At 68.5% G+C, this 12538-nt stretch carries 10 protein-coding genes; 1 reads left to right on the forward strand and 9 read right to left on the reverse strand.

Translation table 11 applies throughout. The features are described from left to right. Window position 1 precedes the first annotated feature (1 nt). The 6 genes from ACT86A_RS11695 to uvrC all read right to left on the reverse strand — a co-directional run bounded on the left by ACT86A_RS11695 (window position 2) and on the right by uvrC (window position 7623). Window positions 2-1216: a phosphoglycerate kinase gene (locus ACT86A_RS11695; protein ID WP_445092080.1), complete on the reverse strand. Its 1215-nt coding sequence runs from the start codon at window positions 1214-1216 to the stop codon at window positions 2-4. Window positions 1217-1221: 5 nt separating this feature from the next. Then, a complete protein-coding gene (gap, locus tag ACT86A_RS11700) occupies window positions 1222-2241 on the reverse strand; it encodes a type I glyceraldehyde-3-phosphate dehydrogenase (protein ID WP_445092081.1) in 1020 nt (339 codons plus the stop codon). A 260-nt stretch (window positions 2242-2501) separates the two neighbouring features. Then, the gene (gene whiA / locus ACT86A_RS11705; protein WP_445092082.1) at window positions 2502-3485 is read right to left on the reverse strand and encodes a DNA-binding protein WhiA; all 984 of its coding nucleotides are present in this window, start codon (window positions 3483-3485) and stop codon (window positions 2502-2504) included. After that, entirely contained in the window at window positions 3476-4522 is a 1047-nt protein-coding gene (locus ACT86A_RS11710; RefSeq protein ID WP_445092083.1) for a gluconeogenesis factor YvcK family protein, read from the reverse strand. Before ACT86A_RS11710 ends, whiA begins: the two co-directional genes overlap by 10 nt. Continuing rightward, window positions 4519-5499, reverse strand: coding sequence for an RNase adapter RapZ (gene rapZ / locus ACT86A_RS11715; protein WP_445092084.1), 981 nt, complete (start codon window positions 5497-5499; stop codon window positions 4519-4521). Before rapZ ends, ACT86A_RS11710 begins: the two co-directional genes overlap by 4 nt. 114 nt (window positions 5500-5613) lie before the next feature. After that, complete coding sequence (gene uvrC / locus ACT86A_RS11720) at window positions 5614-7623, reverse strand: excinuclease ABC subunit UvrC (protein ID WP_445092085.1); 2010 nt, start codon at window positions 7621-7623, stop codon at window positions 5614-5616. Between the two features lie 334 nt (window positions 7624-7957). Here uvrC and ACT86A_RS11725 point away from each other — a divergent pair, with 334 nt between their 5' ends. Continuing rightward, on the forward strand, window positions 7958-9847 hold the full coding sequence (locus ACT86A_RS11725; RefSeq protein ID WP_445092146.1) for a gamma-glutamyltransferase family protein: 1890 nt from the start codon (window positions 7958-7960) through the stop codon (window positions 9845-9847). Between the two features lie 420 nt (window positions 9848-10267). Here the strand turns inward: ACT86A_RS11725 and ACT86A_RS11730 are convergent, their stop codons facing one another. Genes ACT86A_RS11730 through ACT86A_RS11740 form a run of 3 tightly spaced genes read right to left on the reverse strand, consistent with a single transcriptional unit; the run spans window position 10268 to window position 12525 of the window. Further along, window positions 10268-10768: a PH domain-containing protein gene (locus ACT86A_RS11730; protein ID WP_445092086.1), complete on the reverse strand. Its 501-nt coding sequence runs from the start codon at window positions 10766-10768 to the stop codon at window positions 10268-10270. A 2-nt stretch (window positions 10769-10770) separates the two neighbouring features. Continuing rightward, entirely contained in the window at window positions 10771-11250 is a 480-nt protein-coding gene (gene ribH, locus ACT86A_RS11735; protein ID WP_445092087.1) for a 6,7-dimethyl-8-ribityllumazine synthase, read from the reverse strand. Window positions 11251-11280: 30 nt separating this feature from the next. Beyond that, complete coding sequence (locus ACT86A_RS11740; RefSeq protein WP_445092088.1) at window positions 11281-12525, reverse strand: bifunctional 3,4-dihydroxy-2-butanone-4-phosphate synthase/GTP cyclohydrolase II; 1245 nt, start codon at window positions 12523-12525, stop codon at window positions 11281-11283. Between the last annotated feature and the right edge of the window lie 13 nt (window positions 12526-12538).

Genomic DNA, 12538 nt, shown 5'->3' on the forward strand with positions numbered 1-12538 from the left:
CTCAGTCCTCCAACACCGCGATGCCGGGCAGTTCCTTGCCCTCGAGGTACTCCAGCGAGGCGCCGCCGCCGGTGGAGATGTGCGAGAAACCGTCCTCCGGCAGATTCAGCGCGCGCACGGCCGCGGCCGAGTCGCCCCCGCCGACGACGGTGAACGCACCCTTGCCGGTGGCGGTCACGATGGCCTCGGCGACCCCGCGGGTGCCCGCGGCGAACTTGTCGAACTCGAAGACGCCCATCGGCCCGTTCCAGAAGACGGTCCGGGCCTCGGTCAGCAGCGCCGCGAAACGGTCCACCGAATCCGGCCCCACGTCCAGACCCAGCCAACCGTCCGGGATCTCGTGCGCGGGGACCACCCTCGACTCGGCGTCGGCGGCGAACTTGTCGGCCACCACGATGTCGCGCGGCAGGTGGATGACATCGGCATACTGCTCGAGCAGGCGCTTGCAGGTGTCCACCATCTCCTCCTGCAGCAGCGAGCCGCCCACCGAGAGGCCCTGCGCGGCAAGGAAGGTGAAGCACATGCCGCCGCCGATCACCAGCGTGTCCACCTTTGGCGCGAGCGCCTCGATGACGGCGAGTTTGTCGGAGACCTTGGAACCGCCGAGCACGACCGCGTAGGGCCGGTCCGCGTTCTCGGTCAGCTTCGCCAGTACCTCGGCCTCGGCCGCGACGAGCGCACCCGCGTAGTGCGGCAGCAGCTTTGCCACGTCGTACACCGACGCCTGCTTGCGGTGCACCACACCGAAACCGTCGGAGACGAACGCACCGTCATCGCCGACCAGCTCGACCAGCGCCGCGGCGAGCCTGCCGCGTTCGGCGTCGTCCTTGCTGGTCTCGCGCGCGTCGAACCGGATGTTCTCCAGCAGCAGCACGTCGCCGTCGGTGAGGCCCTCCGACCGCGCGAGCGCGTCCTGACCCACCACGTCACCGGCGAGCTGGACGTTGCGGCCCAGTTCCGCGGTGAGCCTGGCGGCCACGGGCGCCAACGAGAGCTTCGGATCCGGCTCGCCGGTCGGCCGACCGAGATGCGCGGTCACGATGACCTTGGCGCCCGCCTCGGCCAGCGCCTTGATGGTCGGCGCCGAGGCGATGATCCGGCCGGGGTCGGTGATCTGTCCATGGTCGTCGAGAGGGACGTTCAGGTCGGAGCGCACGAGCACGCCCCGACCCTCGACGCCCTCGTCGAGCAGGTTCGCGAGTGTCTTGACAGCCATTCGCGTCAGAGCGACTTCCCGACGAGGCCGATGAGATCGGCGAGACGGTTCGAGTAGCCCCACTCGTTGTCGTACCAGGAAACGACCTTGACCTGATCATCGATCACCTTGGTCAGCGGTGCGTCGTAGATCGACGAGGCCGGGTCGGTGACGATGTCGCTGGAGACGATCGGGTCGGTGTTGTACTTGAGGATGCCCTTCAGCGGGCCCTCGGCGGCGGCCCGGTACGCGGCGTTGATCTCCTCGAGCGTGGCCGACTTGCGCAGCGTGGCAGTCAGGTCGGTGACCGAACCCGTCGGCACCGGCACGCGCAGCGCGTAGCCGTCCAGCTTGCCCTGCAGCTCGGGCAGCACCAGGCCGATGGCCTTCGCGGCGCCGGTACCGGTCGGCACGATGTTCAGCGCGGCGGCGCGGGCGCGGCGCAGGTCGCTGTGCGGGCCGTCCTGCAGGTTCTGGTCCTGGGTGTAGGCGTGGATGGTGGTCATCAGGCCGCGTTCGATGCCGAACTCGTCGTTGAGCACCTTGGCCAGCGGGCCCAGGCAGTTGGTGGTGCACGAGGCGTTCGAGATGATGTTCTGGCTGCCGTCGTACTTGTCGTCGTTGACGCCCATCACGATGGTGATGTCCTCGCCCTTGGCGGGGGCGGAGATGATGACCTTCTTCGCGCCGGCGGCCAGGTGGCCCTTGGCCTTGGTGGCGTCGGTGAAGATGCCGGTGGACTCCACGACCACGTCCACGCCCAGCTCGCCCCACGGCAGCGCCGCCGGCCCCTCCTTGATGGCCAGCGCCTTGATCCGCTGGTCGCCGACCACGATGGTGTCGTCGCCGTCGAGCGAGACATCCTGCGGCAACCGGCCGAGGATCGAGTCGTACTTGAGCAGGGTAGCGAGGGTCGCGTTGTCGGTGAGGTCGTTGACCGCGACGATCTCGATGTCGGTGGTGCCGAGCGCCTTCTGCGCCTCCACCGCCCGGAAGAAGTTACGTCCGATACGACCGAAGCCGTTGATGCCTACCCGGACAGTCACGTTTTCGCTCCTCAACTTTCCAGCGGGTCATTCCGATGCGCTACTCACCCTAATGCCCTGCCGCGACCCCGCCGACACGCACCTCGCATTCGCGATAACGGCGTGCCTGGTCAGAAGCCCAGCCGAGCGCGTTTCGACCTCGAACCCCCCGCCCGCCGCGAGCAGTTCCCGCGCCTCGGGCGTCACGGTCGGGTGGAAGCGGCCCGCCACCTTCCCGTCCCGGTCGATGAGGAACTTCTCGAACTGCGGCGGTGGGGGGCTCAGGCTTCGTCGAGCAGTTCGGCGGTGACGGCGGATTCGGTGTCGGGCACGCCGATTTCCTTGGCGCGCCGGTCGGCCATCGACAGCAGCCGCCGAATCCGGCCGGCCACCGCGTCCTTCGTCATCGGCGGATCGGCGAGCTGGCCGAGTTCTTCCAGCGACGCCTGACGGTGCTGCACGCGCAGCCTGCCCGCGGCCGCGAGATGGTCGGGGACGTCGTCGCTGAGAATCTCCAGCGCGCGCTCCACCCTGGCCGCCGCGGCGACCGCGGCCCGCGCCGAGCGGCGCAGGTTCGCGTCGTCGAAGTTGGCCAGCCGATTGGCGGTCGCGCGGACCTCACGACGCAGCCGGCGCTCCTCCCACACCATCCGGGTGCCGTGCGCACCCATCCTGGTCAGCAGCGCGCCGATCGCCTCGCCGTCGCGCACCACGACCCGGTCGGTGCCGCGCACCTCGCGCGCCTTGGCGGTGATCCCGAGCCGCCGGGCCGCGCCGACCAGCGCCAGCGCCGCCTCCGGGCCGGGGCAACTGACCTCGAGCGCGGAGGAACGCCCCGGCTCGGTGAGCGAGCCGTGCGCGAGAAACGCCCCACGCCAGGCTGCTTCGGCGTCGGCGATACTGCCGCCGACCACCTGCGCGGGCAAGCCGCGCACCGGCCGTCCGCGGACGTCGAGCAGACCGGTCTGGCGGGCCAGCGCCTCGCCCTCCTTGGACACGCGCACCACGTACCGGGAGGTCTTGCGCAGCCCACCCGCGCCGAGCACGTGCACATCGGACCCGTAGCCGTAGAGTTCGAAGATCTCCCGGCGCAGTCGGCGCGCGATGGAACCCATGTCCACCTCCGCCTCGACGATCACTCGGCCGCCGACGATGTGCAGGCCGCCCGCGAAACGCAACAGGGCGGACAGTTCCGCCTTGCGGGAACTGACCTGGGCGACCGTGAGCCTGCTCAGCTCGTCCTTCACATCGGCTGTCATCGCCACGAGACGCGCTCCTTTCCACCCAACCCGGAACGCACATCCTGACCCATGTGCCGTCCCTCGACTCGAAGCCCTGTCATTTGCGGCCGAGGTTGCCGGATCACTTGATCCAGTGCGGCGGCGAGCTTTCCGGGATGATGCCGGGCCGTTCCCGCTTCGGCGACATCGGAGAAGGTTACGCGCGCCCGCAACTGTTCGGCAGCCCTGGCCACATGTTCTCGCTCGCGGCCCTCCGGCACCGAGCCGGAGTCCACCAGCACCTCGTCGACCACGAATTCCGGTGCGTGCTGGGACAATACATGCAGATGCCGCTCCGCGGAGAACCCGGCGGTCTCCCCCGGCTCGGCGGCGAGGTTGAGCACCAGCACTTTACGTGCCCGGGTATACACCAGCGCCTCGCGCAATTCGGGCACGAGCACATGCGGAATAACACTGGTGAACCACGATCCCGGGCCCAGAACGACGACGTCGGCGTGTTCGATCGCCGAGGTGGCCTCGGCACTCGCCGGTGGGTCGGACGGAATCAGCCGCACCCGCCGCACCTTACCCGGCGTCGTGGCGATGGCAACTTGGCCGCGAATACAGCGGCTCACCCGCGGATCCGCTTCCAGCCCAGAAACATCCGCCTCGATGTCGAGCGCGATCGGCGACATGGGCAGCACCCGTCCGGTGACACGCAACATTTTGGCGACCTCATCGAGCGCAGCGACCGGGTCACCGAGGACTTCGGCGAGTCCGGCCAGGATCAGGTTGCCGACCGAGTGCCCGGCCAGGGCGCCGGTGCCACCGAAGCGATGCTGGACGGTTCGTGTCCAGAGACCGTCGGCGTCGGCGGCCAGGGCGGCCAGGGCCATGCGCAGATCCCCCGGCGGCAACACCCCCAATTCGGCACGTAGCCGACCCGAGGAGCCGCCGTCGTCCGCGACGGTGACCACCGCGTAGATCTTCTCGGTCAGCCGGCGCACCGCGGTCAATGTCGCGTACAGGCCGTGCCCGCCACCCAGCGCGACGACGCTGGGATTGGATTCCCAGCCGGTCATTCGCGCCCCAGATCTCGATGCACGACCCGGACCACGTCGCCGGATTCCTCCGACCCGCCGGCGACCTCACTCATCAATTCGCCCAGTGCCTCGGCTATCGCGACGCTTCGATGTTTGCCTCCGGTGCAGCCCACTGCGACCGTCATGTATCGCTTCCCCTCTTGGCGGTAGCCGTTTATGGTCAGCTCGACCAGGTGATGGCAGGTGCGCAGATAATCGTCCGCTCCCGGGCGCGACAGCACGTATTCGCTGACCACGGCCTCTTGACCGGTATGTTCCCGCAGCTGCGGGATCCAATGCGGGTTGGGCAGAAAACGAACATCCAGCACCATGTCGGCGTCGAGCGGAACCCCGTACTTGAAGCCGAAGGACTGCACCGTGAGCTGCAGCGCGGTGGGCGCGCCGCCGCCGTAGGCTTCCTCCAGCTTCCGGTGCAGTTGGTGAATGGACAGCTCGGTGGTGTCGATCACCAGGTCCGCAGCGGTTTTCACGGCCGACAAACGTACCCGTTCGGCGGCGATGCCGGCCGACAGTGTGCCATCCTTGCTCTCGCTCTGCAGCGGATGCCTGCGCCGAGCGAAGCCGAAGCGGCGGATCAGCACATCGTCGGAAGCCTCCAGGAACAGCACCCTGGTGCGCACGCCGAGCGTCCGCAGCTGTTCGATGACCACCGACAGATCGCCGGTGAAGAACCGGCTGCGCACATCCATCACCAGGGCCAGACGCCGAATCGGCGGCTTCGCGGACGCGCCCAGCTCGACCATCCGGCCGAACAGCTCGGGCGGCAGGTTGTCCGCGACATACCAGCCGAGGTCCTCGAGCACGCGGGCGGCGGTACCGCGGCCCGCGCCCGAGAGCCCGGTCACGATCACCACTTCGACCTGCGGGTTCACCCCGGCGAGCCCGCCGGAGGAGTCCACTCGCCCCGCGCTCGTCGGCGCGGAGCCCGCACTGCTGTTCGATTCGACGCGTGTCATGTCCTACCGGATCCGTCTCTCGGGTGCCTTCCGATCATCGCGCACCGGTCTCGGTATCGGGCGCAGACACACAACGTACGCGAAACCGAAACTTCCGGTGCACTGTCCGAGTGACTATTCGGACCGGAGCGCCGCAAGGACCGCTTTCGCGGTTGCCACCCCGATGCCGGGAACCTCGACGATCTGCTCGACCGTGGCCTGCTTCAGCTTGGCCACCGAGCCGAAATGGGTGACCAACGCGGTCCGGCGCGCCGAGCCGAGACCCGGCACCGAGTCCAGCTCCGAGGCGGTCATCCGGCGCGAACGTTTGCTGCGGTGGAAGGTGATGGCGAAGCGATGCGCCTCGTCACGGACCCGCTGGAGCAGATACAGCGCCTCGCTGTTGCGCGGCAGGATCACCGGATCACGGTCCCCCGGCACCCACACCTCCTCCAGCCGTTTGGCGAGGCCGATCACCGCGACGTCGGTGATGCCGAGTTCGTCGAGCACTTCGGCGGCCGCCGTGACCTGAGGCGCGCCGCCGTCGACCACATACAGGTTGGGCGGGTAGGCGAACTTGCGCGGCCGTCCGGTGTGCGGGTCTATCCCGGGCCGCGATGTGAGATCCAGCGCGTCGCCGTCGCCGTCGCTCGCGGCGAGATCTTCGTGCTCCACCATGTCACGTTCGCGGCGTAGCTTGAGGAATCGGCGGCGGGTCACCTCCGCGATGCTGCCGACATCGTCGGAGCGGCCTTCGCCCGCGGCCTCCTTGATCGTGTAGTGGCGGTACTCGGATTTGCGGGCCAGTCCGTCTTCGAAGACCACCAGCGACGCGACCACGTCGGTGCCCTGCACGTGACTGACGTCCACGCATTCGATGCGCAACGGCGCGGTGTCGAGTTCCAGTGCATCCTGAATATCCTGCAGCGCTTGCGATCTCGATGTGAGGTCGCCGGCTCGCTTGAGCTTGTGCTGAGCCAGCGCCTCGGTCGCGTTACGCTGCACCGTCTCGGCGAGCGCCTTCTTGTCCCCACGCTGCGGAACCCGCAGCTGCACCGCCGAGCCACGCAGCTGCGACAGCCACTGCTGCAGCTGCTCCGCGTCGCCGGGCAGCTCCGGCACGAGCACTTCGCGCGGTACCACGGTGGCGGGCCGGTCGTCGGCACCCTGTTCGGCCACGGTGACCTGCTCGCCGTAGAACTGGGTGAGGAACTGTTCGACCAGGGCGGCGAGCTCGCCGCCCGCCTGCGGGACGTCGACCGCGTCGCCCGACTTGTCGACCACCCAGCCGCGCTGGCCGCGCACCCGGCCGTCGCGCACGTGGAAGACCTGCACGGCGACCTCCAGCTCGTCGGTGGCGAAGGCGATCACGTCGGCATCGGTCCCGGTACCGAGCACCACTGCCTGCTTCTCCAGCGCGCGACGCAGCGCTTGCACGTCATCGCGCAACCGAGCGGCAACTTCGAAATCGAGCGCCGCGGCGGCGTCGTGCATACGCCGCTCCAGCTCGCGGACCAAGCGATCGGTGCGACCGGCGAGGAAGTCGCAGAAGTTGTCGACTATCTCGCGGTGCTCGTCGGCGCTCACCCGTCCGATGCACGGCGCGGAGCACTTATCGATATAGCCGAGCAGACAGGGACGCCCGATCTGGCTGTGCCGCTGGAAGACTCCGTTGGAGCAGGTGCGAGCGGGAAACACCCGCAGCAGCAAGTCGAGGGTCTCGCGGATCGCCCAGGCATGCGCGTACGGGCCGAAGTACCGGACGCCTTTGCGCCGCGCACCGCGATAGACGAACAACCGTGGGTACTCTTCGTTCAACGTGACCGCGAGCACCGGGTAGGACTTGTCGTCCCGGTAGCGGACGTTGAAGCGTGGATCGAATTCCTTGATCCAGTTGTATTCCAGCTGCAGTGCCTCGACCTCGGTGGACACGACCGTCCACTCGACGCTCGCCGCCGTGGTGACCATCTGCCTGGTGCGCGGGTGCAGATTCGCCACGTCGGCGAAGTACGAGTTCAGCCTGCTGCGCAGGCTCTTGGCCTTGCCGACGTAGATGACCTGTCGATGGGCATCCCGGAATTTGTAGACACCGGGTTCGACGGGAATCGTGCCCGGCGCGGGCCGGTACGTCGCTGGATCTGCCACGCATTCAGCCTAATGGGCGCTACCGGACGAAGTCCGCTCGCAGACCGCCCCGGGCCGAGCGGAGGCGGCGCGCCGGATCGCCCGGTGTGGACAGTCCGGCACCGCGCGACGATGTCAGTGCCCCCGGCACGCCGCACCATGCCTCTTCGGGCCGGCGCAGCAGGTGTAGCCGGCCGCAGCAATGCCGTTGTCGACACTCGCTGCGGCCAGGGCTATTTCGTCCGTGAAAAGGAATGCCACGTAAGTGGTCGTGTCGAAACGATAGAGTCCCCGCATGGGGCGCAAGCGAGGATCCTGGGTCGCCGCCACGGCGGCATGCGTGCTCACCATCGGGATGGTGACGGCCTGTTCATCCGGCGAGGATCAGGCCGGCGGCGTCTGCGAGACGGTCCCGAGCGGCACGCCGATCACCGCAGCCGGGGCCGGCCCGAGCAGTGGCGCCAAAAATCTGAGCACCAACCCGGAAATAGCGAGCGGCTATCGCACGAACATGACTCCGGTGCGCACCCACACTTTCGCGGTCTCGACCGCGAACCCGGTGTCGACCAAGGCCGCCTGCGAGGTGCTGCGCGACGGCGGGACAGCGGCGGACGCCCTGATCGCGGCGCAGGCGGTGCTGGGGCTGGTGGAACCGCAGGCGTCCGGTATCGGCGGCGGCGCGTTCCTGCTCTACTACGACGCGAACACGAAGACCGTGGACGCCTACGACGGCCGTGAAGTGGCTCCGGCGGGCGCGACCGAGAATTACCTGCGCTGGATCAGTGACACCGAGCCCACCGAGCCCACGCCGAACACGCGCTCCAGCGGCCGCTCCATCGGAGTGCCCGGCGTGTTGCGCATGCTCGAGCTGGCGCACCGCGACCATGGCAAGACCGCGTGGCGTGAGCTGTTCGACCCCGCCATCGGCCTGGCCGATCGGGGGTTCCCGATCAGTCCCCGCCTCGCCGGTCAGATCGCGGAGTCCGCGAAGGACCTCGCGCTCGACGAAGACGCCAAGGCGTACTTTCTCGATCCGGATGGCAGCCCGAAAGCTGCTGCGACCTTGCTCACCAATCCGGCCATGGCCAAGACGCTCGCAGCGATTGCCACCGACGGCGCGCAGGCCTTCTACACCGGCGCCATCGCCCGCGACATCGCCGAGGCCACCAGCCGGTCGTCGGGCGGGCGCACGCCGGGATTGATCACGACCGAGGACCTGGCCGGCTACCAGGCGAAGAAGCGCACCGCGCTGTGCAGCGCATACCGCGAGCACGAGATCTGCGGGATGCCCAGCCCCTCCTCCGGCGGCATCGCCGTCGCTGCCACCCTGGGCATCCTGGAGAACTTCGACCTGGCCACCCTGCGGCCGGACAATATCGATCGCAACGGTGGACGGCCGAACGCTCGAGCCGTGCACCTCATCGCGGAGGCCGAGCGTCTGGCCTACGCCGACCGGAACAAGTACGTCGCCGACACGGATTTCGTTCCGCTGCCCGGCAATTCGGCACAGACCTTGCTGAACAAGGACTACCTGCGGCAACGCGCCGGGCTGATCGATCCCGACCACAGCATGGGTACGGCGCAGCCCGGCGACTTCGGCCCGGTTCCCCTCGGCGTCGGCCCGCAACTGCCGGAGCACGGCACCAGCCACGTCTCGGTGGTCGACGAATACGGCAACGCGGCGGCCATGACCACCACCATCGAGTCCGCGTTCGGTTCGTTCCACCTGGTCGATGGCTTCCTGTTGAACAACCAGCTCACCGATTTCAACGCCGACCCGGTGGGCCTCGACGGCATACCGGTGGCCAACCGCGTTCAGCCGGGCAAGCGCCCGCGCAGCTCGATGAGTCCCACGCTGGTATTCGACAGGGGCCCCGACGGCGCGCGCGGCGAGCTCACCGATGTCGCCGGTTCGCCCGGCGGTTCGCTGATCATCCAGTTCGTGGTGAAATCCTTGATCAACATGTTCGATTGGGGCCTCGACCCGCAACAAGCCGTCTCCGCGGTCGCTTTCGGCGCCGGGAACAGCCCGTCCACCGGTGTCGGCGGCGAGCACCCGGCGATCAACGCCGCCGACAACGGCGACCACGACCCGCTCGTACTGCGCCTCCGTCAACTCGGTCACCAGGTGTCGGTCGCGCCGCAAAGCAGCGGCCTCAGCGCCCTGCAACGCAATAGCGCGGACGGGTGGATCGGCGGCGCCGACCCGCGCCGCGAGGGCGTGGTCCTCGGCGACACCCGCTGAACCGGCCGCGCTCTCGCCTCACCGAGGGTTACGGGTCGCAGCGCCCGGCATAACTCGCCGCGCGCCCCGGGTCGATGGCCACCGTGCCGAAGCCCGGCGTCGCGAGTGGCCTGGCGTTGCCGTCGTTGGAAACGAGCAGCCACCTCCCCGCCGCCACTGTGCTCCACGTGCGGCACACAGCAAAGTCAGCGCTTTCGACACCCGACAGCCACGCAGACGAGATTCCTTCCGCCGCAGTCGAGGGTGTCGACCAGCCTATTTCTTCCTGCACAACGCGATGCGCGAATCACCGAACAGCGGACAGGGCCTCGGTCCGCTGCCGGGTGACGAACACACCGGCTCCAGCCCGACGACGCCAGATCACCGCCGAGACGCGCGAGCGGAACCGAACCCGATCGGCCCGCCGTGGTCTCCCAGCGATCATTTGCTTCCGGCGTACTTCGCGCCGAGCTCGCGCAGCCGATCCATCGCCCGCGCCGCGTACTCTTTGTCGTTCGAGCGGATCGCCAGCATCGGGACGTAATCGTCGTCGACCAATTCCAGACGCGCCCAAGACTTTCTGTCCGGGAACGACACACCATGAATGTAGGCCCACGGAAAATTGTTGTCGCCCAGGATGTTCCGCACGGACACACCACGCTGACCCACCCGCACCCGTGGGCGGGTCAACAAGAGCACAGCAGCGGCGCCGAGCAGACCGATCCCGATCATCGCGATCTGGTCGACTACCCGAAAGTTGACGCCGGTGGCCCCGCTGCGCAGCCACACACCGCCCGCCGTGAACACGGCCGCGACGAGCACCGCGACGACCCCGGCCGTCCGCACCGCCCGCCGCGGGCGAATCTCGAGCTCCCACTCGGGCGTATCGCCGGACGTCGCGGGCGCGCCCGCGCTCCTGCGGAAGATACGGACAACCGGCATCGCTACGCGGACTGCCGCAGGGCACGCAGGGTCAGCGCGGCGTCCAACGCCGCGGCCGCCGCCTGCTCGCCCTTGTTCTCGAGCGAATCGGGCAGGCCGGCCCGGTCCAGCGCCTGCCGCTCGTTGTCGGTGGTGAGCACACCATTCGCGACCGGCGTGCCCTCGTCCAGCGAAACCCGAGTGAGCCCAGCGGTCACCGCGTCGCAGACGTAGTCGAAATGCGGTGTGTCACCGCGGATCACCACGCCGAGCGCGACCACGGCGTCATGCGCCCGCGCCAGTTCCTGGGCGACCACCGGCAGCTCCATGGCGCCCGCGCAGCGCACCACCGTGATGTGCTGGACGCCGGCGTCCTTGGCCACCCGCTCGGCATTCGCGAGCAGCGTGTCGCAGATCTGCGTGTGCCAGCGCGACGCGACGATCGCCAAGGTGAGGTTCTTGGCATCCGCCAACGCGAAAGCCGGTACTCCGGTACCGCTCATCGATGTCCGCCTTTCCGGTCCGCTCGCAGCTCAGTGCGCCGTCTCGCCGAGATCGAGCTCATCCAGCCCGATCAGGTCGTGCCCCATCCGATCCCGCTTGGTGCGCAGGTAATGCAGGTTCTCCGCATTGACGCGCAACGGCATCGACACCCGCTCGGTGATGCGCAGGCCATAGCCGTCCAAGCCGACCCGCTTGGCCGGGTTATTGGTGAGCAACCGCATCGAACGGATGCCGAGATCCACCAGGATCTGCGCGCCGGTGCCGTAATCGCGGGCATCCGCGGGCAGTCCCAGCTCCAGATTCGCGTCCACCGTGTCGTGTCCGGAATCCTGCAGCTGATAGGCCTGCAACTTGTGCATCAGGCCGATGCCACGCCCTTCGTGACCGCGCATGTACAGCACTACCCCGCGGCCCTCGGCCGCGACGATCTCCAGCGCGGCGTCCAGCTGTGGACCGCAGTCGCAGCGCAGCGACCCGAACACGTCACCGGTCAGGCACTCCGAGTGCACGCGGACCAGGACGTCCTCGCCGTCGCTGATATCGCCGCGCACCAGCGCGACATGCTCCACTTCGTCGTAGATACTCTGATAGCCGACGGCCTTGTAATCGCCGTGCGCGGTGGGGATACGCGCCTCGGCGACGCGCACCACATGCTTCTCGTGCTTACGCCGCCAGGCGATCATGTCCGCGATGGAGATCAGCGCGAGCTCGTGTTCGTCGGCGAAGACCCGCAGCTCCTCCGTGCGAGCCATGTGGCCCTCGTCCTTCTGGCTGACGATCTCGCAGATCACGCCCACGGGCCGCAGACCGGCCATGCGCGCCAGATCGACGGCTGCCTCGGTGTGACCGGGACGGCGCAGCACCCCGCCATCCTTGGCCCGCAGCGGCACCACGTGACCGGGACGGGTGAAGTCGTCGGCCTTTGCTTCGGCATCCGCCAGCAGCCGCATGGTGGTGGCGCGGTCGGCACCGGAGATTCCGGTGGTGACGCCCTCGCGCGCGTCCACCGAGACGGTGTAGGCGGTGCCGTGCTTGTCCTGGTTCATCGCGTACATCGGCGGCAGGCCGAGCCGGTCGCAGTCGGCACCGGTGAGCGGCACGCAGATGTAGCCGGAGGTGTAGCGGATCATGAAGGCGACCAGCTCCGGGGTGGCCTTCTCCGCCGCGAAGATGAGATCGCCCTCGTTCTCACGGTCCTCGTCGTCGACGACGACGACCGCCTTCCCTGCGGCGATGTCGGCGACTGCGCGCTCGATACTGTCGAACCTGGTCACTTCTGCTGTGCTC

Source organism: Nocardia glycosmidis (assembly GCF_052545115.1).

Bases quoted from the DNA above. Each gene is read 5' to 3' on its own strand.
- rapZ (WP_445092084.1), bottom strand. From the start codon at position 5,499: ATGACACGCGTCGAATCGAACAGCAGTGCGGGCTCCGCGCCGACGAGC.
- ACT86A_RS11710 (WP_445092083.1), bottom strand. From the start codon at position 4,522: ATGACCGGCTGGGAATCCAATCCCAGCGTCGTCGCGCTGGGTGGCGGG.
- ACT86A_RS11725 (WP_445092146.1), top strand. From the start codon at position 7,958: ATGGTGACGGCCTGTTCATCCGGCGAGGATCAGGCCGGCGGCGTCTGC.
- ribH (WP_445092087.1), bottom strand. From the start codon at position 11,250: ATGAGCGGTACCGGAGTACCGGCTTTCGCGTTGGCGGATGCCAAGAAC.
- ACT86A_RS11730 (WP_445092086.1), bottom strand. From the start codon at position 10,768: ATGCCGGTTGTCCGTATCTTCCGCAGGAGCGCGGGCGCGCCCGCGACG.
- ACT86A_RS11695 (WP_445092080.1), bottom strand. From the start codon at position 1,216: ATGGCTGTCAAGACACTCGCGAACCTGCTCGACGAGGGCGTCGAGGGT.